The following is a 23,410-nucleotide window of genomic DNA, read 5'->3' as shown; positions in this document are numbered from 1 at the left end:
CCATGCGCCCTACCAACCGGACCCGCCGCGGCGCAGCGTTAATCGCCGTGGCCGCGGCGTCCGTCCTGCTGACCAGCGCCTGTTCCGGCGCCGCCGCGCCTAATAGTGGAAGTGGTGACGCGGCCGCCGCGCCCGGCAAGGACGACAAGATCACGATCACCGTCTACAGCAAGTTCACCGACCGCGAGTACGGCGTGGTCACCGCGGGCCTGAACAAGCTCAAGGCGAAGTACCCGAACATCGAGATCAAGCACGAGGGCAACCAGGACGACGACAAGCTGACGCAGTCGATCCGCGGTGGCAACCCGCCCGACGTCGCGATCTCGTTCTACACCGACAACCTCGGCGCCTGGTGCTCCAACGGCAGCTTCCAGGACCTGAAGCCCTACATCGACCGCGACAAGATCGACCTCAGCCAGATCCCCGACGCGGTCCGCAACTACACCGAGTACCAAGGCAAGCGTTGCGCGATGCCGATGCTCGCCGACGTCTACGGCTTCTACTACAACAAGGACATGTTCGCGGCGAAGGGCGTCACCTCGCCGCCGAAGACCACGGACGAGTTGCTCGAGGACGCCAAGAAGCTGACCGAGTACAACGCGGACGGCTCGATCAAGGTCGCCGGCTTCCTGCCGTCGATGCCGTTCTACGCCAACCAGGCCCAGTACTGGGCGCCGAACTTCGGCGCGCCGTTCATCGGCCCGGACGGCAAGTCGGACCTCGCCACCAACCCCGGCTGGAAGGCGATGTTCGAGTTCCAGAAGAAGCTGATCGACGCACTCGGTGGCCACGACAAGGTCGAGAAGTTCAAGGCCGGCCTCGGTGACGAGTACTCCGCCGACAACGGCTTCCAGAAGGGCAAGCTGGCGATGATCTACGACGGTGAGTTCCGCACCGCGTTCATCAAGGACCAGGCGCCGACCCTGAACTACGCCACCGCGCCCGCCCCGGTGCTCACCACCATGGCGGACAAGTACGGCAGTGCCTTCACCACCGGCACGATCATCGCGATCCCCAAGGGTGCCAAGAACCCCGGCGCCGCGTGGGAGCTGATCAAGCAGGCCACCCTGGACACCGACACCCTGGTGGACATGGCCAACGGCCTGAAGAACGTGCCCAGCACCAAGGCCTCGCTGACGTCGCCGCGCCTCGACCTGCAGCCGCAGTTCAAGACGTTCCTCGACATGTACGACAGCGGCAAGCTCGTGTCGAACCAGACCACCCCGATCGGTGACGCGCACCTCAAGGCGGTCAACGACTTCGCCGAGAAGTGGCAGGCCGGCTCGATCCCCGATCTGACCGAAGGCCTGAAGAAGGTGGACGCGCAGATCGACGACGAACTGAAGCAGAAGGGCGCGGGCGGATGACTCCCCCCGATGGGGCCTCGGCGGTAAAGAGTGCCTCGCCCCGCACCCTCTCCACCAAGACCGACGGCTCCCCGTCCGCGCCTGAAAAGGCGCGGGCGGGGGCCCGCCGGGCCAAGCGCCGCCGGACCGCACTGTTCTTCATGGCCCCGGCGCTCATCGGGTTCCTGGTCTTCTTCGGTTACCCGCTGATCGCCACGGTCTACTACTCCTTCACCAAGTACGACCTGATCAACCCGCCGCAGTTCATCGGGTTCGGCAACTACGTCCGGATGTTCACGACCGAGCCGCTCGTCGGCGTCGCGGCGTACAACACACTGTGGCTGGTGGTCATCCTGACGACGTGCCGGGTGCTGTTCTCCCTCGGCATCGCGTCGGTGATCTCCCGGCTGAAGTCGGGCGTCGGCCTGGTGCGGACCCTCTGCTACCTGCCGACGCTGGCCCCGCCCGCGGCGGCGACGCTGGCGTTCGTCTTCGTGTTCAACCCGGAATTCGGCCCGGTGAACCGGTTCCTGCGGCTCATCGGCATCGACGGCGGCCTGTGGTTCAACAGCCCGGCCATGTCGAAGCCCGCGCTGACGCTGCTCGCGCTGTGGGGCTCCGGCGAGCTGATGATCATCATCCTGGCCGCGCTGCTCGACGTCCCGACCGAGCAGTACGAGGCCGCCGAGCTCGACGGCGCCGGCTCGGTCCGCAAGTTCTGGCACGTCACGCTGCCGTCGATCTCGCCGGTGCTGCTGTTCGGCGTGGTCAACTCGATCATCTACGCGCTGCAGTTCTTCACGCAGGCGATCGTCGCGGCGTCCGCCTCGGCGGGCACAGCCGACGTCGCCGGCAACTCGAAGCTCATCGGCGCGCCCGAGAACTCGACGCTGACGTACCCGATCTGGTTGTACGTCCAGGGTTTCCGCTACTTCAACATGGGTTACGCGGCGGCGATGGCGGTGCTGCTGTTCATCGTCTCGGCGGGCTTCACGTGGATTCTCGTGCGGCAACTGCGTAAGTCCCAGCACCAGGAGGAGGGCGCATGACCGCGTTGGCGGAAGCGCCGCAGAAGCCGGCGGGGGTGCCGCCGCGGGTGCGGTTCAAGCGGCACTGGGACAAGCGGCTGTCGTGGATCGCGTTGCACGCGACCGGGATCGCGCTCGGCGTGATCTTCATGCTGCCGCTGCTGTTCGTCTTCCTCACCGCGGTGATGGCGGACGACCAGGCCATGACGGCGAGCCTGTGGCCGAGCGTGTGGCACTTCGAGAACTTCGTGACGGTGTTCAAGAAGGCGCCGCTGCTGGAGTACTTCGGCAACAGCCTGCTGTACTCGGGGCTGGCGACGATCGGCGCGCTGCTCTCGGCGATCCCGGCGGCCTACGCGCTGGCGAAACTGCGGTGGCGCGGGCAGAACCTGTTCTTCATGCTCACGGTGGCCGCGATGATGCTGCCGCCGCAGGTGACCGTCGTCCCGTTGTACGACCTGTGGGTGCGGCTCGGTCTCACCGGCACGCTCGTGCCGCTGATCACGCCGTACTTCTTCTTCGACGCGTTCTCGATCTTCCTGCTCCGGCAGTTCTTCCTCACCATTCCGAAGGACTACCTCGAAGCGGCGAAGATCGACGGCTGCAACGAGTTCCAGGCGATGTACCGGGTATTGATCCCGATGGCGAAGCCCGGAATCGCGGCCACCGCGATGTTCTGCTTCCTGTTCACCTGGAACGACTACTTCGGACCGCTGCTCTACACGGGCGAGGACCAGGACCACTGGCCACTGTCGCTGGCGATCGCGTCCTTCCGCGGCATGCACCACGTCGAGTGGAACATGACGATGGCGGCGACCGCGCTGATCATGGCGCCGGTGATTGTGCTGTTCATATTTGCGCAGAAGTCGTTCGTCAAGGGCATCACATTCACGGGAGTCAAGGGATGAAGCTGGCAGTCGTCGGTGGCGGGTCCACCTACACGCCGGAGCTGATCGACGGGATCGCCGGTCGCCGGTCCACTTTGGACGTCGACGAGATCGTGCTGGTCGACCCGGACGCCTACCGCGTCGAGGCCGTCGGCGGGTTCAGCCAGCGGCTGCTCTCGCACGCCGGCCACCCCGCGCGGGTCCGGACCACGCAGTCGCTGGAGGAGGGCGTCGACGGCGCGTCGGCCGTCCTGATCCAGCTCCGCGTCGGCGGGCAGCGGGCACGGCGCTCCGACGAGACGTTCCCGCACGCCTGCGGCTGCGTCGGGCAGGAGACGACCGGGGCGGGCGGGCTCGCGAAGGCGCTGCGCACGGTGCCGGTGGTGCTCGACATCGCCGAGCGTGTCCGCAAGATCGCCGGCGACGACACGTGGATCGTCAACTTCACCAACCCGGTCGGCATCGTCACGCGCGCCCTGCTCAACGAGGGCCACCGCGCGGTCGGGCTGTGCAACGTCGCGATCAACCTGCAGCGGCAGTTCGGGAAGCTGCTCGGCGTCGGCGCGGACGACGTCAAACTCGTCCACACCGGACTGAACCATCTGAGCTGGGAGCGCGGCGCGCTCGTCGACGGCGTCGACCGGCTGCCGGAGCTGCTGGAGCAGCACCTGGACTACCTGTCCGATGAGGTCAGTGTGCCCCAGAAGTGGTTGCGGCGGATGAACGTCGTGCCGTCGTACTACCTGAAGTACTTCTACGCGCACGACGAGCAGGTCACCAAGCAGCGCACCGAGCGGCCGCGGGCGGACGTCGTCAGCGACGTCGAGGAGGAGCTGCTGAAGATCTACCTCGACCCGGAGGAGAACACGAAGCCGGAGTCGCTGGAGAAGCGCGGCGGCGCGTACTACTCCGAGGCCGCGGTGCAGCTGGTGCACGCGCTGACCGCGGGCGGTCCGGCCGAAGAGCACGTGGTGAACGTCCGCAACGACGGCACGTTCCCGTTCCTGCCCGACGACGCCGTCATCGAGGCGCGGTCCACTGTGGACTCGTCCGGCGCCACGCCGATCCCGCAGCTGCCGGTGGAGCCGCGGTTCTCCGGCCTCATCGCGGCGACGACGGCGTACGAGTTCCTCGCGCTGGAGGCGGCGGTGAAGGGCGGCCGCGACCGCGTCGCCGACGCGCTGCTGGCGCACCCGCTGGTCGGGCAGTACACGAAGGCCGACACGCTCGCCGATGCACTGGTGCAGATCAACCGCGAGTACCTGCCCTGGGCGCGCGGATGAAGCCAGCGATCATCGCGATCGACGGCGGCAACAGCAAAACCGAGGTCCTCGTGGTGTCCCGCGACGGCGTCGTGCTGGGAAAGTCGCGCGGTCCCGGAGCCTCCCCGCAGAACGTCGGCGTCGCGGCCTGCGTCGCGGCGCTGGAAGACCTGGTGCTGGCGGCTTTCCCGGGTTTCGGCGAGAAGCCGTTCGCGGTGCACACCTCGGCGTACCTGGCCGGGCTCGACTTCCCGCGGGAGGAGGAGGCACTGCACGCGGCGCTCTCGGCCCGCGGGTGGAGCGACACGCTGACCGTCGGCAACGACACCCTCGCGCTGCTCCGGGCGGGCAGCGCGGGGGTCGGCGTGGCGGTGGTGTGCGGCGCCGGGATCAACGGCGCCGGCGTCGGCCCGGACGGGCGGGTGCACCGCTTTCCCGCGCTGGGCAAGATCTCCGGCGACTGGGGCGGCGGCTACCGGCTCGGCGAGGAGGCCCTGTGGTGGGCCGTGCGCGCCGAGGACGGCCGCGGCCCGCGGACCGAGCTGCAGGCGGCGGTGGCCGGCTTCTTCGGGAAGCCGACACTGCTGGACGTCGTCCAGGGCCTGCACTTCGAAGAAATCCCGGCCGCCTCGATCCACGGGCTCTGCCCGCTGCTATTCGAGGTGGCCGCGGCCGGCGACGAGGTGGCGTCGGACATCGTGACGCGGTTCGTCGAGGAGGTCAGCGTGTTCGCCGCGGTGATCCTCCGGAAGCTGGATCTCACCGGGGCCGCGCCGGAGATCGTCCTCGGCGGCGGTGTCCTGACCGGCGTCGGCGCGCCGGTGATCGCGGAGATCGAACGGCGCTGCCTGAAGGTGGCGCCGCGCGCGGTGGTCCGGGTCGTGGACGTCAACCCCGTGGTGGGGGCGGCCCTGTTCGGGCTGGACACATTGGACGCTCCGGCGTCCGCCAAGGCCGCGCTGAAGGCCGCGACCCAGCGCGCGTAGACCCCCGGTGGGCCGGCTCGAAGCGGCGCGAGCCGGCCTGCCGGGCCCTCGTCAGGCCGGCACGATGACGTCGCCGGTCTCCAGCAGGGTCTTGAGGTCGGAGAGGATCCAGGCCCAGCCCCCGCCCGCGGCTTGGCCGGGTCCGGCGTCGACGTCCTCGTGCTCCCCGCCGACCATCGCCCCGGTGGCGGGCGCGCCGGTGACGTCGTGGGTGACGGTGAGCCTGGTACCCGCGGTCTGCGTGGCCTCGATGTCGTAGGTGACGGTCGTGTAGGGCTCGTCCGCCATCGTCGGGTCCATCAGCAGTTTCCACGTGATGACGAGTCTGCGCGGCGGATCGGCTTCGAGGACCTCGCCGTCGATCAGGTCACCGGTGAAGCCCGCGTCGATGAAGGCCTGCGTCGGGTGGGTCCGGTGCTTGCCGCCCGCCTTCAGGTCGAAGTCGACGAGGCCGGTGTAGCCGTACTTCTGCGTCCAATCGGGCTTGGTGATGGCTTCCCAGATGCGCTCCGGGGTGGCCTTGATGTAGATCCGGTTGACCTGCACGGTGTTCGTCATGGCTCGTCGCCTTCCAGTTCGTGTTTGAGATCGAGCAGCGCGGTCACGTGGCGCTCGGTGTACTTGTCGATCCACCGGTCGTGGATCTGCCGGATCGGCACGGGGTTCAGGAAGTGCAGCTTTTCGCGCCCTTCCTTCCGCGCGACGACCAGTCCGGCCTCCTCGAGCAGTTTCAGGTGCTTCATGACGCCGAAGCGGCTCATGTCGACTTGCGTTTCGAGTTCGGTGAGCGTGCGCCCGTCGCGGTCGAAGAGCAGGTCGAGCAGGAACCGGCGGGTCGGATCCGCCAGCGCCTTGAACACCAGGTCGTCGTCGGGCACACCGGAAGAATAGGTGACCAGAAGGTCACATGTCAACGGTCGAGGTGCCCGAAAGCCGTGAAGGCCTCCTTACCGGCCATAAGAGCCGGTAAGGAGGCCTTCACGGCTTTCGACTAGACCAGCAGCGAGAGCGGCAGGATCAGCGCGATCGCCACCACGGAGATCAGCGTCTCCATCACCGACCAGCTCTTCAGGGTCTCGCCGACCGAGAGCCCGAAGTACTCCTTGACCAGCCAGAACCCCGCGTCGTTGACGTGCGAGAAGAACAACGACCCGGCGCCGATCGCCAGCACCAGCAGGGCGCTGTGCGACGGGTCCATCGTGGCCGCCAGGGGCGCGACGATGCCCGCCGCCGAGACCGTCGCGACCGTGGCCGAGCCCGTGGCCAGGCGGATCGCCACCGCGACCAGCCAGCCGAGCAGGAGAGGGGAGAGGTTCGCGTCCTTGGCCAGGCCCGTGATGACGTCGCCGACACCCGCGTCGACCAGGGTCTGCTTGAAGCCGCCGCCGGCGCCGACGATCAGCATGATGCCGGCGATCGGGCCCAGGGCGTCACCGACCACAGTGGACAGTTTGCCGCGGTCGAGGCCGGCCGGGCGGCCGAGCAGCACCATGCCCACCAGGACCGCCGCGAGCAGCGCGATCAACGGGTCGCCGATGAAGTCCAGCACCCGGCGGGCCTGGCTTTCCTTGTCCAGCAAGATGTCCGACAACGCCTTCGCGAGCATGAGCACGACCGGCAGCAGCACCGTCGTGAGCGTCGCGGCGAAGCTGGGACGCGGTTTGTCCGTGTCCGCGCGTTCCGGAACCAGCCGCGAAGGCGCCACGGCGTCCGGCACCATCCGGGCGGCGAGCTTGCCGAACAGCGGGCCCGCGATGACCAGCGTCGGGATGCCGACCAGCAACCCGAACGCCAGCGTGATCCCGACGTTCGCGTTGAGCGCGCCCGCCGCGGCGAGCGGGCCGGGGTGCGGCGGGACCAGGCCGTGCAGCACCGAAAGCCCGGCGAGGGCCGGAATCCCCAGCAGCATCAACGGTTTCCCGGTGCGCTTCACCGCCAGCAGCACGACCGGGATCAGCATGACCAGGCCGATCTCGAAGAACATCGGCAGCCCGATCAGGGCCGCGACCAGCGCCATCGCCCACGGGAGCGCGGCGCCGCGGGCCTTGCCGAGCACGGTGTCGACGATCTGGTCGGCACCGCCGGAGTCGGCCAGCAGCTTGCCGAGCATCGCGCCGAGCGCGATGAGGATGCCGACCGAGGCGACCGTGCTGCCGACGCCGCTCGAGAAGCTCTTGAGCAGCTTGTCGACCGGCATGCCGGCGGCCAGGCCGAGCACGAGCGAGCCGAGCACCAGCGACAGGAACGGGTGCAGCTTCACCTTGGTGATCAGCACGACGATCACCGCGATGGCGACGACGGTCGCGCCGATCAGCCGGGTGTCGTGGCCGGTCCAGGCGGCGGCGAGGACGGACGTCATGCGTGCTCCCGGAAGGCGGCCAGAGCGGCTTCGGTGATGTGGGCGGGGGTGTCGCGGATGTCGAAGATCGCGCCGGGCTCGTCCGGCTCGAGCGGTTCGAGGTCGGCGAGCTGCGATTCCAGCAGCGACACCGGCATGAAGTGGCCCTTGCGGGTCTTCATGCGCTCGGCGAGCACCTCGCGGTCGCCGTGCAGGTGGGCGAACCAGACGTCGCCGCCCGTGCGCAGGACGTCGCGGTACCGGCGCTTGAGCGCGGACGACGTCACGACGCCACCGGTGTCCTGGTGCGCGCGGATCCAGCCGGCGATGGACTCGAGCCAGGGGGCGCGATCCGCGTCGGTCAGCGGGTGTCCCGCGGTCATCTTGTCGATGTTGGCCTGCGGGTGGAACGAGTCGGCTTCGGCGTATTCGACGCCCAGCGCGTCCGCGAGCGCCGTGCCGGTCGTCGTCTTCCCGGAGCCCGACACGCCCATCACCACGATGACGGTCATCCCGCACCTCCCACTTCGTTGTGCTCGGGTGAGTGAAGCTCAAAAGTACTACTTATTCAAGATTAAGTGCTACTTAATCGAGTCAGTTCGCTAGGTTGGCTGAGTGGGGAATGACAGGCACGACCAGGTCCTGGACGCGCTCGGCACGGCGATCGCGAACGGTTCGCTGCCGCCGGGGACGGTGCTGCGCTCCGAAGAGCTGCAGGAGCGCTTCGGAGCTTCGCGGACGGTAGCGCGCGAAGTCGTCCGAGTGCTCGAGACGATGCGGCTGACCAGCAGCAAGCGGCGCGTCGGGGTGATCGTGCGGGACCCGGGGGAGTGGAACCACTACGACCCGAAGCTGATCCGCTGGCAGCTCGACGGCCCGACCCGGCCGGCCGCCCTGGCCACGCTGAACGAGCTGCGTTCGGCGATCGAGCCGTGCGCGGCGCGTTATGCGGCCCTGCGTGCGACGCCGGAGGAGCGCGGCCGCCTCGGCGCGCTGGGCGAACGGCTGGCGCGGACGGCGAAGGCGCGCGACCTCCCGGCGTTCCTCGGGTTCGACATCGCGTTCCACGACCTGCTGCTCACCGCGTCCGGGAACCCGATGTTCGCGCAGCTGTCCGAGGTCGTCGCCGAGGTGCTGACCGGCCGGACCGGGCACGGCCTGATGCCCCCGGAGCCCCAGCCCGAGGCGGTGGCCCTGCACCTGGAGGTGGCGGCCGCGGTGGCGGCGGGCGACGCGGACCGGGCCGAGCGCGCGATGCGCGACATCGTGGTCCAGGCGCGGGACGAGATCGCCGCGCTGGTGGAGTGAACCCCGGCCGAGGACCACGCACCTGGTTGTCGGCTTGCGGGGGATCGGGTGGTGACGCCTGCAGTTCCTCGCCGAGTTGTCTGGTCACGTGAGAACGCCGCACTTGGTCGCTGGCTTGCGGGGGTTCGGGTGGTGACGCTCGCAGTTCGTCGCCGAGTTGCGTGGGTCACCCGAGGAGGCCGCACTTCGTCGCCGGTTTGCGGCGGATCGGGTGGCGACGCCTGCAGTTCGTCGCCGAGTTGCCCGGGTCACGTGAGAACGCCGTACCTCGTCGCCGGCATGCGGCTCTCCAGGCCCGCGGGCCGGCGGGCCGGGCGGTTGTCCCGGGGCTGCGGAGGGGTGTTCGCGGGGCGAGTAGCCTCTCCTCGAACTGGACTTTCTTCTGCCGGGGGGCACAGGTGAGCGCGGCGCGCGCGATCGGACTGGTGTTGGGCGTAGCGGCCGACGGCGCCCTCGGCGACCCGCGCCGGCGTCCGCCGGTGACGGCTTTCCGCCGCTTCGGGCCCGCGCCGGGCGCCGCCGTCGCCGTGGCCGCCGTGCTGGGTGGCCTGGTGCTCGAACGCGCCGGCCGGGGCCGTCCGCTGGTGCAGGCCTCCGCGACCGCCGTCACGACCTGGGCGGTGCTCGGCGCGGCCGGGCTGGCCCTGCAGGGCACCGAGCTCGCGCGCGACCTCGAGGAGTGCCGGTTCGAGCCGGCCCGCTCGACACTGTCCGAACTGGACCCCCGCGTCGCCGACGGGCTGGGCCCGGTCGCGCTGTCGCGGGCGTCGGTGGAAACGTTGGCGGAGAACACTTCCGACGCCGTCGTCGCGCCGCTGGTGTGGGGCGCGGTGGCGGGCGTCCCGGGCCTGCTCGGCGCGCGGGCGGTCAGCCTGCTGCGCCGCACGCGCGGCGGGCGCCCCGGGCACTGGGCGCTCGACCGCCTCGACGAGCTCGTCCACCTGGTCCCGACCCGCGTCGCGGCGGGCCTGACCGTGCTGGCGGCCCCGGTGGTCGGCGGTTCGGCGGGCGGCGCTTGGCGCGCGTGGCGCCGCGACACGATCGCGCACCCCAGCCCCAACGCGGGCCGCGTGGAGGCGGCGTTCGCGGGAGCGCTGGAGATCCGCGTCGGCGGCCGGACGGTGTACCCGCACGGCATCGAGGAGCGCCCGGTGCTGGGCGTCGGCCGCAACCCGGACGCCGGTCACGTGACCCGCGCGGTGGAGCTGTCCCGCGTGGTCGGCTGGCTGGCCGGCGTGACGTCGGTGCTGCTCGCGGTGGTCGCGGGCCTCTGGCGCCGCAACCGCTGAGTCAGCCGCGGCGGCGCAGTTGTGTCAACGCCGCCGCGTCCAGCCGTCCGTCCCGTTCGGCCAGCCGGGCGCCGATCCGCTCGCGGTCCTCTTCCGTCCGGTTGCCGCCGAACTTGAACTTCGCGCGCACGCCCGTGATCGTGAACTCGATCCCGCGGATCCCCGGCAGCAGCCGCCGGTCCGGCGCGTCCGTCGCGCTCACCGGGGCGCGGGCGCCGTCCGTCTCGAAGTGCCGGAGTTGCTTGTCCAGCAAGGAAGCCTTCGTCGCCGGGTCGTCGACCAACCGGACGTCGCCCTCGAGCTGGACCGTCGCGTAGTACGACGTCGGCACGCCGCGAGCCGGATCGGCGCCGGCAGCCGTGTTCCAGTCCGCGCGGATGTAGGTGTAGTCGTCGACCACCGTCAGCAGCGCGCGCGGGTGCTCCTCCAGCAGCGGCCAGATCGGGTTGGGCCGGGCCAGGTGGGTGACGATCGTGCGGTCGCCGTCGTAGGCGAAGTGCGCGGGCGTGACCATCGGCAGGTCACGGCCGGTGCCACCGGCGATCAGCTGGCCGAAGTCGTGGCCGGCCAGCCAGTCCCGCCACTCGGCGTCGTCCTTCGCGGCGTCCCAGGGGTGGATCAGCATGAACCCAGTATGAAGACCACAAGTGGCCTCGCCACAGGTCCATTTCCGGCCTACTTCGAAGGGCCACTTTCGGCGTACTCGGCCTCGTCCTCGGCCAGGATCTCCGAGACGGACTTCCGTCGCGTCCGCTCGCCCGGCTCCTTCGGCGTGGTCAGCGCCCCGCCCGGCTTCAGCTCGCGCACGGTGAAGTACAGCCAGCCGAGCACCGCCATCGCGCCGAACGCGATCCACTGCAGCGCGTAGGAGAAGAACGGCCCCGAGTCGGTCTGCGGCAGCGGCAGCGCGCCCAGCACGCCGGGCTGGCCGGCGTCGAGCTGGAAGTAGCCGGGCCGGATGTCGAGCTTGCCCGCCCGCGCGACGACCTTCGAGTCGACGACGTAGCTCTGCAGCCGCCCGCCGGTCGACGCGTCGGCGAACGCGTCGCGGTTCTTCGGGTCGGTCTCGTCGGCGCGCACCCGCGCGGTGACCTGCACGGTCCCGCCCGGCGCCGGCGCGAAGGGCAGCGCGCCGGACTTGCTGTCGAGCTTGACGTACCCGCGGTCGATCAACGCGACCGTGCCGTCGGTGGTCCGCAGCGGCGTCAGCACCTCGAACGCGCCCTCGCCCTGGACGGTCCGCAGCCGGGCGACGACCTCCTTGTCGGGGAGGTACTGGCCGGTGATCGACACGAGGTGCCATTCGGTGCGCTGATCGGGCACGGCGTCCGGCGCCAGCAGCTGATCGAGCGGCACCGGCGCGGCGGTGAACGACGTCTCGAGCGAGGAGTTCTGCTGCTCGCGCTCGGTGTTGCGGCCGAACTGCCACGGCGACAAGAGCGTGAAGCAACAGACGGCGAAGGCGAACACCACCACCGTCAGAGCCAGCCACCCGGGCCGGAGCAGGAACCGCAACCGCACCCCTCCACGGTAGGCCGTGCCGGGTCCGCCCCGCCCGCCGACCTCGCCGAATGTGACGTGTCAGGGGTGCGAACGCACCCAATCCAGCAAACCGGGCACCGAGCGTTCGATCATGCCGAGGACGTCCTCGAAACCGTCGTCGCCGCCGTAGTACGGGTCCGGCACCTCGGCGCCGTCCGGGGCCGACGGGTCGAACGACCGCAGCAGCCGCACCTTCGCCGGATCGTCGACGCGGGCCCGCAGGAACTCGGCGTGCCCCTGGTCGGCGGCGAGCAGGAGGTCGGCTTCGAGGTCGTCTTCGGTCACCTCGGACGCGACGTGCCGGGTCGGGTAGCCGTGGGCCTCGAGGGTTGCCCGGGCCCGCTTGTCGGCGGGTTCCCCTTCGTGCCAGCCGCCGGTCCCGGCACTGGTGACGCGGACGACGTCGGTGAGCCGGGCGTCACCCAGCGCGGCCTGGAAGACCAGCTCGGCCATCGGGGAACGGCAGATGTTGCCGGAGCAGACGAAGACGATGTGGGTCACGTCCACGAGCGTAACCAGCGGGTTCACCCGTCACCCGCCCGCTCGGCGGTACCACCCGGCCGCTCCCGGCACCTAGCGTCGATCACGCGAGGACGCGAACCGGAAGGAGAGCGATCATGCACGGGTGCTGCTCGAAGTGCACCGGCCAGGGCTGCGGCTGCTGCGGCAACTGCAACTGACCCCCGCACGGCGCTCGCGGCGGCGTTGACCCGCCGCCGGGGCGCCCCTTAACTCCGCGTCGGCCGGGATCGCCGCCGGGTGCGTGTCCCCAGTGGGCGTACCGCGCCCGCCGGCGACCTTGTCCGCCTCGATGTGCCGTACTGGTGGCCGGCAGGGACGCGGAGTCCGAGAGGACCACCGTCCCGAGCCAGGACCGAAGGTTCACGGCCCGAAACGCCCCGTGCGAAGATCGCCGGATGCCCGCCCTTTCCGAAGTCATCACCGTGCTGGAGCAGGCGTACCCGCCGGCGCTCGCCGAGTCGTGGGACGCCGTCGGCCTCGTCTGCGGTGACCCGGCCGAGTCCGTGACGCGCGTGCTCTTCTGCGTCGACCCCGGCGCCGAGACCCTCGACGAAGCCGCCGAACTCGGCGCGCAGCTGATCGTCGCGCACCACCCGCTGCTGCTGCGCGGGGTGCACGGCGTTCCCGCCGACACGGCGAAGGGCGCGCTCGTGCACCGGATGATCCGCGCGGGGATCGCGCTCTACTGCGCGCACACCAACGCCGACTCCGCCGATCCCGGCGTCTCCGACGCGCTCGCCGAGGCGATCGGCCTGCGTGTCCTCCGGCCCCTCGACCCGAAGCCGGACGGTGTCACGGGTATCGGCCGGATCGGCGAACTGCCGGCGCCGGAACCGTTCGGTGCCTTCGTCCAGCGCGTCGCGGACGCCCTGCCCGCGACCGTCCCGGGGGTGCTCGGCGCGGGCGAGGCGGACCGCTTGATCCGCACCGTCGCCGTCTCCGGCGGGGCCGGGGACTCATACCTGAAGCAGGCCACCGAAGCCGGGGTCGACGCCTACGTCACCGCCGACCTGCGGCATCACCCGGCGGGTGAGCACCTGGCGCACCCGGGCCCGGTGCCCGCGCTGGTCGGGCTGACCCACTGGGCCAGCGAATGGCCCTGGTGCAGGCAAGCCTCGGCGGTCGTGGCCAAGGCGTTTGCGGGTAACGTCGACAGCCACGTCTCCACGCGGTGCACCGACCCGTGGAACGTCCGCGCCGAGCGCACATCGAATTAAGAGGAGCACCGTGAAGGCCGAACCCGCCGTGCAGCGCCAGCTGCTCGAGCTCGCCAAGGTGGACGCCGAGCTCTCGCGCACCGCGCACCGCCGCCGCACCCTGCCCGAACTGGCCGAAATCGACGCCGGCGAGACGACCGTCCGCGACCGCCGGGACGCGCTCGTGTCGGTGGAGACCGCCGCGTCCGACCTGGACCGCGAGGTCGCCCGGCAGGAGAAGGAGATCGAGTCGGTGCGCGCTCGCGAGGATCGCGACCGCAAGCTCCTGGCGTCCGGCTCCGTGAACTCCAAGCAGATGACCGACATCGAGCACGAGCTGCAGACCCTGCAGCGCCGGCAGAGCGCGCTGGAAGACGACCTCCTGGAGCTGATGGAGCAGCGCGAGGCACTGGGCCTGGACGCCCAGCGCACCAGCGCCGAGGTCGCCAAGGCCGAGACCGAGGTCGCCGCCGCGATCATCCGCCGCGACGAGGCGTTCAAGGACCTCGACACCATCCGCGCCCGCCGCGACGAGGACCGCGCGAAACTGCTGCCGCGCTTCCCGGAGCCGCTGCTGAAGCTGTACGAGCGCGTCCGCGAGCACAAGGGGATCGGCGCCGCGCTGCTGCGCGCCCGCCGGTGCGGCGCCTGCCAGCTGGAGCTGGACCGCAACACCGTCAACGAGATCAAGGGCGGCCCCGAGGACGACGTCGTGCAGTGCGAGAACTGCGGCGCGATCCTGGTCCGGACCGTGGAGTCCGGCCTGTGACCGAGCACGGTGATTCCGGGGGTGCGCCCCCCGGACCCCGCCCGGGGGGCTCCGCCCCCGCGGACCCCCCGAAGCATGTGGTCATCGAGGCCGACGGCGGATCCCGGGGCAACCCGGGCCCCGCCGGGTACGGCGCGGTGGTCAAGGACGCCGCGACCGACGAGGTCCTGGCCGAGCGCAAGGAAGGCCTCGGCGTCGTCACCAACAACGTCGCCGAGTACCGCGGCCTGATCGCCGGGCTGGCCGCCGCGGCCGAGCTCGGAGCGTCCACTGTGGACGTACGGATGGACTCGAAGCTCGTGGTGGAGCAGATGTCCGGGCGCTGGAAGATCAAGCACCCGGACATGCAGCCGCTCGCCGCGCAGGCCACGGAACTGGCCGCGGGGTTCTCCCGCGTCGGCTACCAGTGGATCCCGCGCGCGGAGAACTCCCACGCGGACCGGCTGGCCAACGAAGCCATGGACGCGGCCACCGGCAAGCCGGCCGCCGGGAAGCCGTCCCCGGCCACGCCGAAGCTGCCGACCCGGAAGCCGGACCGCGCGGCGGTGGCCTGGACCGGCGCGCGCGGCACCCCGACCCGGCTGCTCCTGCTGCGCCACGGCCAGACGGAGATGTCGGCGTTGCGGCGTTACTCCGGCCGCGGCGACGTCCCGCTCACCGAGCTGGGCCGCGCGCAGGCCGCCGCGGCGGCGAAGCGGCTGGCCGCGACCGACGGCCTGATCGTCGATGGCGAAGCGGTCCCGATCATCTCCTCGCCGCTCACCCGCACGAAGCAGACCGCGCAGGCCGTCGCCGACGCGCTCGGCGGCCGCGTCGAGACCCACCCCGGCCTCATCGAGACCGACTTCGGCGAGTGGGAAGGGCTGACGTTCGCCGAGTCCGCCGACCGTGATCCGGAGCTGCACCGCTCCTGGCTGGGCGACAGCTCGATCCCGCCGCCCGGCGGGGAGAGCTTCGACGTCGTCCACCAGCGCGTCCGCAAGGCCCGCGACGAGCTGCTCGCCGAGCACGGCGGCCGGACGCTGGTGCTGGTCAGCCACGTGACGCCGATCAAGACGCTGCTGCGGATGGGCCTGGACGCCGGGCCGTCGCTGCTGTTCCGGCTGCACCTGGACCTGGCGTCGCTGTCGATCGTCGAGTTCTACCCGGACGGCAACGCGTCGGTCCGGCTGGTGAACGACACCTCGCACCTGAGCTGACCGGGCCTGATTGTGGGGTGGATCACGCTCAACGGCGACGCGTGGCCGACCCCCGATGGGGTATTGGCTACAGTGGCTCGACCGCGGCGCCGCGGCGGTGGGCCCGGCCTCGGGTCCATTCATGGGGCGCCGGCTCGTGCGTAACCCACCGGCAGAGGCCTGCGGGCGGAACAGTGACGAGGACATGACGGCTAGCGCACTCACCGAGACTTCCCAGAGCGACGTCCCCGACGACCCCGTGGCGACCACCACGACACGGGGCTGGGGCGCGCGCCTGGCGCCGGTACTGGCCGTGCTCGCCGGGGTCGCCGCCGTCGCGGTGCACGCCGCCCGCTACGGCCACTGGATCGTCGACGACGCCGCCATCACCTTCTCCTACGCCCGCAGCTTCGCCGACGGCCTCGGCCCGGTGCTGCAGCCGGGCGCGCCGCCGGTCGAGGGCTTCTCCGACCCGACGTGGATGGTGCTGCTCGGCGTCGGCAAGCTCGTCGGCCTCTTCGACCACGGCCTGCTCTTCGGCCTGCCCGACTACGTGCTGTTCCCGAAGCTGCTGGGCCTGCTGTTCACCGGCGGCGTCCTCACCGCCTGCTACATCGCCGCGAAGCAGATCTTCACGCGCTTCGCGTGGCTCGCCACGCTGGTCGCCGGCCTCACGCTGGCGACCATCCCGTCGTTCGTCATCTGGGTCGTGTCCGGCCTGGAGAACTCGCTGTTCGCGTTCGTCGTCGTCACGCTGGCCGTGACGCTGTTCGTCTCGGTGAAGCGCGACAAGCTGCTGACCCCGAAGGTCGCGCTGTGGGCCGGCGTGCTGGTCGCGTTCGCCGCGCTGACCCGGCCGGAAGGCCTGATCTACGCGGGCGCGTACCCGCTGGCCGCGCTGTTCCTGCTGCGCGACGGCCTGTTCTGGAAGAGCTTCCGGCTGGCGCTGCTGTCGGTGGCCGCGTTCGCCGTCCCGTTCGGCGCGTACGTCGTCTGGCGGTATTCCGAGTTCGGCAGGCTGCTGGCCAACCCGTCGGTCGCCAAACAACAGGGCCTGCCCGGGTTCGACGCGCTGAAGCGCCCCTTCGAACTGGCCGAGTACGCGGGCTGGGCCGGCGTGGTCCTGCTCGTACTGGTGATCGTGTTCGCACTGGTCAAGGCGCCGTGGCGGCGTTCGCTGATCGCGCTGCTGGTGCCGCTGGGCCTCGGGATCGTCGCGTACGGCGTGATGGTCGCCGACTGGATGTACCAGAGCCGGTTCGCCAGCCCGATCTGGCCGCTGGCGGTCATCGCGGGCACGCTCGCGGCCGGTGAGCTGCTGAAGCACCGCCGGGCGCTGCTGCGGATCGGGATCGTCGTGGTCCTGGTGGCCGCGTTCGTCCCGTCGGCTGTCGGGTTCGCCCAGGCCGCGGACAAGTTCGCGAAGAACCCGAACATCACCGCGTGCCTGGTCGCGGACCGCTTCGGCCGCGGCTTCAACACGTATGCGGACATCCTGGGCCTGCAGAAGGCGTCACTGCTGCTGCCGGACCTCGGCGGCTCGTCGATGACCAGCCGGCTCGAGCTGGTGGACATGGCCGGCCTGGTCAACAAGCCGATCGCCGACCTGGTCCACGACAACGACCTGGCGGGCCTGCGCAACTACGTGTTCGACACGGTCAAGCCGACGTTCATCCACTCGTGGGGCCCGTGGGCCGCGGGCAACGGCATCGCGCTCGACCCGCGCCTGGACCGCGACTACGTCCTGATCTACGCGTCGCCGATCGAGGGCCTGCGCAACGGCGACTGGGTCCGCCGCGACGCGGTGACCGACCCGGCCAAGCTGAAGGCGGCCCAGGACTACGCGAAGGTGACGATCCCGGCCGTGGCCGCGGACCGCTTCGGCGGCCCGCTGGACGACTGCGGCGCGACGATGAAGCCGGGCCAGACCCTGACGGTCCCGAACAACTGATCAGCCGGCGCGGAAGGCGGAGATCCGCCGCCGAACGTGGTCCGGTGGTGCGACGAGGTCGTCCAGCCGTTCGATCCGTGCGACGACGGCCGACGCCCGCCTGAATTCGGGAACGTGCTCCGGCCAGTACGCCCGCGGGAGCTTCAGCACGGCGGTGAGCAGGTCGCCGGGGTAGAAGTCGCCTTCCGCGCGGGATCCTCCTCCAGGAGGGTCAGCGCGGCAGGCACCAGCACGTCGACGCTCTCCTGCTGCAGCAGGAGGACGCGAAGGTCTTCGGTGCTCAAGGTGCTCAAGGTGCCCAGCGGCTTGCGGCGGAGTTCGTGAACGGTCCTCACCAACCTGGTCGCGTCGGCGGGAGGGCGCCCCACGAGCGGCCTTCGAGCTGCTCGAGGGTGAGCGATGCGTCGGCGTCCCTTGCTCCTCGTCGATCAGCTGGCGACGGTGAGGCCCAGCCACAGCGCCACCGTCGCCGCGGCCAGGCACAACGGTGTCGTCAACGCCCCCAGTGTGTGGAACGTCTTCGCCGACGGGTGCCGCGGCAGCGCCCGGCGCCACAGCAGCGTGGCCAGGGAGCCGAGGTAGCTCGCGTTCGGGCCGATGTTGACGCCCAGCAGCACCGCCAGCAGCACCCCCGGCGCCGGGTGCGTGCCCAGGACCGACAGCAGGATCAGCGTCGCCGGCAGGTTGTTGACCAGGTTGGCCAGCAGCGCCGCCACGGCGGCCGCCAGCAGGAGGTCCACCAAGCTCGTCGACGTCGGCAGCACGTTCCGCAGCAGGCCGCCGAGCAGGTGCTCCGACACCGCCTCGACCACCACCGCCAGGCCCAGCACGAACAGGCACAGCTGCGGCGCCGCCTCGCTGATCAGCTGCCACGGCTTGATCTTGCCCCGGACCAGCGCGCGCACGCCGAGGACCAGGGCGGCCGCCGTCGCGATCCAGACCGGCTCGACGTGGCCCAGCGGGCCCAGCCCGAAGCCGACCAGCGTCAGCGCCAGGACGACCAGCGCGAACGTCGGCGTGTCCAGGTGCCGGCGCGGCTTCGCCGTCTCCCGCGGCTTCAGGTCCGTGGCGAAGAACCGCAGGAACACGAGCAGTTCGATGCCGATCGTGACCAGCCACGGCAGCGCCATCAACGCCGTGAACCCGGCGAACGTCAGCCCGGACGCCGCGAAGGCCAGCAGATTGGTCAAATTGGACACCGGCAGCAGCGTCGACGCGGAGTTCGCCAGGTGCACGCAGGCGTAGGCGTGCGGCCGCGCGGGCATCTTCAGGCTCGACGCCGTCGCGAGGACCACCGGGGTGAGCAGGACGACCGTGGCGTCCAGGCTGAGAACCGCAGTCACGCCGGCCGCCGCGGCGAACGTCAGCACCAGCAGCCGCTTCGGCTTGCCGTGGCACGCCTCGGCGAGGCGGTTGCCGAGCCAGTCGAACACGCCGTCCACACTGGCCAAAAAGGACAGCAGGAGGATCGCGGCCAGGAAGCCGAGCGTCGGCAGGATCTCGAGCGCCCGGTGCCCGGCCGCGGCCGGGCGCACCAGCCCGAGCAGCAGCGCCAGCCCCGCCGCCGGCACCGCGGCGACCGCTTCCGGCCAGCCGCGCGGCCGGACGATCGCGAAAACCAGTACCCCGGCCAGGAGCGCCAGGCTCGCGGCACCCGCCCACAAGTTCACTCGCTCACGCTAGCCGGAGCGCCGTGAAGGGCACCCTCAGGGACCCAGTGTCCCTGAGGGTGCCCTTCAGGACATTCAGACGCCCAGGGGTTCGGGGGTGGCGGCGCCGCGGGCGAGCTCGCGTTCCTTCTCCCGGATCACCGGCAGGACGTGCTCGCCGAAGTGCTCGACGTCCTCCAGGTAGTGCAGGAAGCCGAGCAGCAGCAGGTTCGCCCCGCGCCGCTTGTACTCGATGGCGCGGTCGGCGATCTGCTCCGGCGTGCCGATCAGCCGGGTGCGGAAACCGTCGTTGTACTGCACGAGGTCCTCGAACTCCGAGTCCGCCCACATGCCCTTGGTGTCCGAAGTGGACTTACCGGCCTGCTTGACGGCGTTGCGGAAGCCCTCGACGGCGGGGCGGTTGGCCTTGTCGACGATCTCGCGCAGCACGGCCTTCGCTTCGCTCTCGGTCTCCCGGGCGATGAGGAAGCCGTTCAGTCCGAATCGGACGGTGTGGTCGTTCTCCGCCGCGTACCCGTTCACCTCCGCGACCTGCTCGCTGAAGCCGTCGAAGTCCTTGCCGTTGCTGAAGTACCAGTCCGAGACGCGGCCGGCGAGCTTGCGCGCCGCCGTCGAGTTGCCGCCCTGGAAGATCTCCGGGTGCGGCGAGACGACCGGCTTCGGCTTGATGTCGAAGTCGTGGATCCGGTAGAAGTCGCCGCGGAACTCGGCGTGGTCGTTCGTCCAGAGTTCCCGCAGGACGCGGATGAACTCCTCCGACCGCCGGTAGCGCTCGTCGTGCTCGAGCCAGGCTTCGCCGAGACCGGTGAACTCGTCCTTGAACCAGCCGCTCACGACGTTGACCGCGGCGCGCCCGCCGGAGATGACGTCGGCGCTCGCGATGAACTTCGCCAGCACACCGGGGTGCCACAGGCCCGGGTGCACCGCCGCGATCACCTTCAGCCGCTCGGTGGCGAGCAGCAGCGCCAGGCTGAACCCGGTCGACTCGTGCTGGTACGCGGCGCCGTAGCTGGCCGTGTAGCGCACCTGGGAGAGGGCGTACTCGAACCCGTTGTTCTCGGCGAGCACCGCCAGTTCGCGGTTGTACTCGTAGCCCCAGTCCGTGCGCTGCTCGATGTCGCTCGTGACGAGCCCGCCGCTCACGTTCGGGACCCAGTAGGCGAATTTCAGAGGTTCTTCGGGCGAAGACATGGCCCGAGTAGAGCAACGACGCCGGGGGCGGTCAACGCGCGTCCACGCGGTGGGACTTCACCCGCCGCGGTGGGACTTCGCCAGCGCGCCACCGAGTTCCGCTCGTCCCGGGATGCCCAGTTTCCGGTACGCGCCCGACAGGTGCAGCTCGACCGTGCGCCGGGTCAGGTGCAGCGCCGTCGCGATCTCGCGGTTCGTCAGGCCCTGCGCGGCCATCACCGCGATGCGGTTTTCCTGGCGCGTCAAGCCGTGCTCGTTGTCCTTCGCCGGGGTCAACGCGCGCCGGGACGACCGCAGCTCCTCCGCCGCGCGCCGCGCCAGCGGACGTGCGCCGCAGTGCTCGCTCAGCTCGACGGCCTGCCGCAACGTCTCGATGGCCTTTTCGGACTGACCGTGGCGCGACTGCAGCGAGCCGAGCTCGGTCAGCGCCGTCGCCAGCTGCAGGCGGGCCGGCGACGCGCTCAGCGTCGTGATCGCCTTGGTCAGGGACCGCTCGGCTTCGTCGTCCTCGCGGACGAGCCCGATCGTCGTGAGCGCCGTGCCGAGCGGGCGCGCCGCACCCCAGCGGGTCGCCGCGGACAGGTCCTCTTCGGCCAGCCGGGCCGCGTCCTCGGCCTGGCCGAGCGCGAGCGCCGCGCGGGCGGCGTGCGCGCGCCACGGCACGAACCCGGGGAACCGCATGCCGTGGTGCGCGAGCCGCCGGCCGCAGCTGAGCAGGTCCTCGAACCCGAAGCGGGTGTAGCCGGTGGCGACGCGAAGGCGGCCGCGCGCGTACAGCAGGGACGTGTGGGTGAACAGGCCCTGGCTGGCGACGAAGTCCATCCGGTCCAGCAACGACGTCGCCGCCTCGAAGCGGCCGAGGTCGACCCAGCACTCGACGAGCTTCGCCGCGCACAGCACGCCGACCGGGCAGGTCGTCGTCGCGCCGCGCTCGTCGAACCGCCGCAGCAGTGACTCGAAGTGCACGCTGGCCCGCTGCAGGTCGCCGCCGGCCTGCAGCGCGATCCCGCGGGCCAGGGTCGGCAGCGCGCCCTGCGGCACGTGCACGTCCCACGGCTCGCGTTCGACGTCGAGGACCCGGCACAGCCGGTCGACGAGCGTCGGCTCGTCCGCGAGCACCGCGGTGGCCAGGGTGAAGAAGTAGTGCTGCTCGAACAGGTCGCCGTCGTCGCCGGCCAGCTCGCGAGCGCTCCGGGAGGGGGAGTCCTCGGTCCGGGGCGGCGCCCCGGCCTGCCCCAGCGCGTCGGCGAAGTGCGCGATCGCGTCCCGCGCCGACTCGCCGCTGCGGACCGTGTCGAGCGCCAGCAGGGCCGAGCGGCTCCGGCGTGCGGCCGGGTCGGTCAGCGGCGCCCACTGCTCCTCGAAGTCGCGGAACTCCGGCGGCGGCCCGAGCCGGCTGCCGGCCTCGGCGAGGTAGGTCATGCTCAGCAGTGGCCAGACGGCGTCCGGGCCACCGGCGTCGAGCCGCGCCGCGATCTGGCCGGCCGCGCTGATCGCGAGCCGGGCGTCCTGACCGCCGCACAGCGAGAGCAGCATGGCGTTGGCGATGAACCCGGCCGTCTCGCGACGGCCGATGTTGTCGACGGCCTCGCGCACCCGCACCGCGGCCGCCGGCGGGTCGAGCTGGAACTCGGCGTGCGCCAGCTGCAGCAGCACGGCCACCCGCCGCCCGGAGCTCAGCCGCTCGTCCAGCGCGCGCCGCAGGTGCCGCGAGGCCAGTTCGGCCTCGCCGGCGAACAGCGCGTTGCGCGCGCTCAGCCGCAGCACGTCGACGCCCCAGGGGATCCGGATCGCGGTGGCGTCGAGCAGGTGCGCGGCGACGCGCTCGATCGGCGCGCCGGCCTCCGCCAGCAGCTTCGCCGCCCGCGCGTGGCTGACCGCCCGCGTCGTCTGCGGCATGTCCTTGAGCACGGAGTTGCGGACGAAGGAATAGGTCAGCGCCGGCCGGCTGCTGTTGTCGAGCACGTGCAGCCGGACCATGGTGTCGATCGCCTGCAGCGCGTCGAGCTCGTCGACGCCGGCGAGCTGGGCCAGCAGGTCGAAGCTCGCGTCCTCGCCGGCGATCGCGGCCGCGTGCAGGATCGCCGGGGCGTGCGGGAACTCGTGCATCCGGGTGTGGAGGACCTGGCCGATCAGCGAGGAGCCGAGCGCGCGCGGGTCCGCGCCGGGCAGCAGCCGCGGGCGCAGCGCGTGCAGCAGGTACGGGTTGCCGCCGGTGGCCTCGCGGCAGGTGGACGCCAGCTCGCCGGGGGCGAGGCCGAGGATCTCCGCGGCGGCCGCGTCGCCGAGGCCGTTCAGCGTGATCGTGGCCGGGGTGCAGCCCGCCATCTCCAGCAGGGCCACGTCGCGATGGGGCGGGTGCCCGATCAGGGACGTGAGGACGATCAGCACCGGCAGGTCGAGCACGCGGTGCCGGATGTAGGCGAGGCACCGCATCGACCAGGCGTCGGCGAGGTGCACGTTGTCGATGCCGAGGAACAGCGGGCCGCGCTCGGCCGCGTCGCGGACGAGGTGGAAGAAGAGTTCGAGCGCTTCGCTCTCGCCGGCCGGGCCGCACAGGTCGGCGGCGTGCGGGGTGCGCGGGCGAGGTGAGGCGGGGTCTTCGGTGCTGTTTTCCAGGGCGTCGGCCAGCTGCCGGGCCAGCCCGCCGGACAGGTGGCTCTCGAGCCGGGACCCGGTGGCGATCGCGACGGCGAAGCCCGAGTCCGCGGCCAGCGCCGCGGCGGCGCGCAGCGTGGCGCTCTTGCCCATACCGAACTCGCCGACCAGCACCGCGCTGGCCGCCGTACCGCCCAGCGCGACCGGGAAAAGCCTGGTCAAGCGGCTGAGTTCGGGCTCGCGGCCGGGGAGCCGCGTAGCCGGACGCTTCGGTACCGAAGCCCCGCTGACGGGGTTCTCGGGATTTACTTCGGTATCCACCGTAAGGACTTTCATGTTGGGTTCGGGC

The 23,410-nt window shown here is 71.2% G+C and carries 22 protein-coding genes; 11 read left to right on the top strand and 11 right to left on the bottom strand.

Translation table 11 applies throughout. The annotated features are described in order from the left end of the window. Positions 1-2 precede the first annotated feature (2 nt). The 5 genes from OG494_RS31060 (at position 3) to OG494_RS31040 (ending at position 5,509) form a co-directional block, all read left to right on the top strand. A complete protein-coding gene (locus OG494_RS31060; protein WP_328444748.1) occupies positions 3-1,367 on the top strand; it encodes an extracellular solute-binding protein in 1,365 nt (454 codons plus the stop codon). 140 nt (positions 1,368-1,507) lie between these two features. After that, entirely contained in the window at positions 1,508-2,395 is an 888-nt protein-coding gene (locus tag OG494_RS31055; protein WP_442874299.1) for a carbohydrate ABC transporter permease, read from the top strand. Then, positions 2,392-3,282 (top strand): carbohydrate ABC transporter permease, encoded by an 891-nt coding sequence (locus OG494_RS31050; RefSeq protein ID WP_328444744.1) that lies wholly within the window; start codon positions 2,392-2,394, stop codon positions 3,280-3,282. Before OG494_RS31055 ends, OG494_RS31050 begins: the two co-directional genes overlap by 4 nt. Next, a complete protein-coding gene (locus tag OG494_RS31045; protein WP_328444742.1) occupies positions 3,279-4,544 on the top strand; it encodes a 6-phospho-beta-glucosidase in 1,266 nt (421 codons plus the stop codon). Before OG494_RS31050 ends, OG494_RS31045 begins: the two co-directional genes overlap by 4 nt. Further along, positions 4,541-5,509 (top strand): N-acetylglucosamine kinase, encoded by a 969-nt coding sequence (locus OG494_RS31040; protein ID WP_328444740.1) that lies wholly within the window; start codon positions 4,541-4,543, stop codon positions 5,507-5,509. The genes OG494_RS31045 and OG494_RS31040 overlap by 4 nt, the downstream gene beginning before the upstream one ends. A 51-nt stretch (positions 5,510-5,560) precedes the next feature. Here the strand turns inward: OG494_RS31040 and OG494_RS31035 are convergent, their stop codons facing one another. From OG494_RS31035 to OG494_RS31020, 4 genes are all read right to left on the bottom strand, one after another. Then, the gene (locus tag OG494_RS31035; RefSeq protein ID WP_328444739.1) at positions 5,561-6,067 is read right to left on the bottom strand and encodes an SRPBCC domain-containing protein; all 507 of its coding nucleotides are present in this window, start codon (positions 6,065-6,067) and stop codon (positions 5,561-5,563) included. Then, complete coding sequence (locus tag OG494_RS31030; RefSeq protein WP_328444738.1) at positions 6,064-6,387, bottom strand: ArsR/SmtB family transcription factor; 324 nt, start codon at positions 6,385-6,387, stop codon at positions 6,064-6,066. Before OG494_RS31030 ends, OG494_RS31035 begins: the two co-directional genes overlap by 4 nt. Positions 6,388-6,500: 113 nt before the next feature. Further along, on the bottom strand, positions 6,501-7,868 hold the full coding sequence (locus tag OG494_RS31025) for a GntT/GntP/DsdX family permease (RefSeq protein WP_328444737.1): 1,368 nt from the start codon (positions 7,866-7,868) through the stop codon (positions 6,501-6,503). After that, positions 7,865-8,359 (bottom strand): gluconokinase, encoded by a 495-nt coding sequence (locus tag OG494_RS31020; RefSeq protein WP_328444735.1) that lies wholly within the window; start codon positions 8,357-8,359, stop codon positions 7,865-7,867. The genes OG494_RS31025 and OG494_RS31020 overlap by 4 nt, the downstream gene beginning before the upstream one ends. 103 nt (positions 8,360-8,462) lie before the next feature. Between OG494_RS31020 and OG494_RS31015 the strand changes: the two genes are divergently transcribed. Together OG494_RS31015 and OG494_RS31010 are read left to right on the top strand one after the other, a co-directional pair. Beyond that, positions 8,463-9,155 carry a FadR/GntR family transcriptional regulator gene (locus OG494_RS31015; protein WP_328444733.1) on the top strand — a complete coding sequence of 231 codons (693 nt, stop codon included), beginning with the start codon at positions 8,463-8,465 and terminating at the stop codon, positions 9,153-9,155. Positions 9,156-9,553: 398 nt separating this feature from the next. Next, a complete protein-coding gene (locus OG494_RS31010) occupies positions 9,554-10,444 on the top strand; it encodes a cobalamin biosynthesis protein CobD/CbiB (RefSeq protein ID WP_328444731.1) in 891 nt (296 codons plus the stop codon). 1 nt (position 10,445) lies between these two features. On the opposite strand, the gene OG494_RS31005 is transcribed toward OG494_RS31010, so the two are convergent. From OG494_RS31005 to OG494_RS30995, 3 genes are read right to left on the bottom strand one after another with little or no spacing between them, the layout of a single operon-like run. After that, positions 10,446-11,069, bottom strand: a complete 624-nt coding sequence (locus OG494_RS31005; RefSeq protein ID WP_328444729.1) for an FMN-binding negative transcriptional regulator — start codon at positions 11,067-11,069, stop codon at positions 10,446-10,448. A gap of 50 nt (positions 11,070-11,119) precedes the next feature. Beyond that, positions 11,120-11,965, bottom strand: coding sequence for an SURF1 family cytochrome oxidase biogenesis protein (locus tag OG494_RS31000; protein ID WP_328444727.1), 846 nt, complete (start codon positions 11,963-11,965; stop codon positions 11,120-11,122). A 60-nt stretch (positions 11,966-12,025) separates the two neighbouring features. After that, entirely contained in the window at positions 12,026-12,487 is a 462-nt protein-coding gene (locus tag OG494_RS30995) for a low molecular weight protein-tyrosine-phosphatase (RefSeq protein WP_328444725.1), read from the bottom strand. 416 nt (positions 12,488-12,903) lie between these two features. Between OG494_RS30995 and OG494_RS30990 the strand changes: the two genes are divergently transcribed. The 4 genes from OG494_RS30990 (at position 12,904) to OG494_RS30975 (ending at position 17,602) form a co-directional block, all read left to right on the top strand. Continuing rightward, on the top strand, positions 12,904-13,725 hold the full coding sequence (locus OG494_RS30990) for a Nif3-like dinuclear metal center hexameric protein (RefSeq protein WP_328444723.1): 822 nt from the start codon (positions 12,904-12,906) through the stop codon (positions 13,723-13,725). Between the two features lie 10 nt (positions 13,726-13,735). Beyond that, positions 13,736-14,473 (top strand): zinc ribbon domain-containing protein, encoded by a 738-nt coding sequence (locus OG494_RS30985; protein WP_328444721.1) that lies wholly within the window; start codon positions 13,736-13,738, stop codon positions 14,471-14,473. A 77-nt stretch (positions 14,474-14,550) separates the two neighbouring features. After that, positions 14,551-15,672 (top strand): bifunctional RNase H/acid phosphatase, encoded by a 1,122-nt coding sequence (locus tag OG494_RS30980; protein ID WP_328444719.1) that lies wholly within the window; start codon positions 14,551-14,553, stop codon positions 15,670-15,672. A 184-nt stretch (positions 15,673-15,856) separates the two neighbouring features. Next, a complete protein-coding gene (locus OG494_RS30975) occupies positions 15,857-17,602 on the top strand; it encodes a hypothetical protein (protein ID WP_328444717.1) in 1,746 nt (581 codons plus the stop codon). Between the two features lie 143 nt (positions 17,603-17,745). Here OG494_RS30975 and OG494_RS30970 read toward each other — a convergent pair whose 3' ends face one another. The 4 genes from OG494_RS30970 to OG494_RS30955 form a co-directional block, all read right to left on the bottom strand. Next, complete coding sequence (locus tag OG494_RS30970) at positions 17,746-17,937, bottom strand: contact-dependent growth inhibition system immunity protein (RefSeq protein ID WP_328444715.1); 192 nt, start codon at positions 17,935-17,937, stop codon at positions 17,746-17,748. Between the two features lie 93 nt (positions 17,938-18,030). Continuing rightward, positions 18,031-19,272: an SLC13 family permease gene (locus OG494_RS30965; RefSeq protein WP_328444713.1), complete on the bottom strand. Its 1,242-nt coding sequence runs from the start codon at positions 19,270-19,272 to the stop codon at positions 18,031-18,033. A gap of 75 nt (positions 19,273-19,347) precedes the next feature. Beyond that, entirely contained in the window at positions 19,348-20,463 is a 1,116-nt protein-coding gene (gene sfnG, locus OG494_RS30960) for a dimethylsulfone monooxygenase SfnG (protein ID WP_328444711.1), read from the bottom strand. A 57-nt stretch (positions 20,464-20,520) separates the two neighbouring features. Beyond that, a complete protein-coding gene (locus tag OG494_RS30955; protein ID WP_328444709.1) occupies positions 20,521-23,382 on the bottom strand; it encodes an AAA family ATPase in 2,862 nt (953 codons plus the stop codon). Positions 23,383-23,410: the final 28 nt, after the last annotated feature.

The sequence above is a fragment of the Amycolatopsis sp. NBC_00438 genome, from assembly GCF_036026695.1.
In the GTDB taxonomy this organism is placed as follows: Bacteria; Actinomycetota; Actinomycetes; order Mycobacteriales; family Pseudonocardiaceae; genus Amycolatopsis.
Note: the sequence above shows the minus strand (reverse complement) of the source record. Positions and strands in the feature narration are given on the sequence as shown.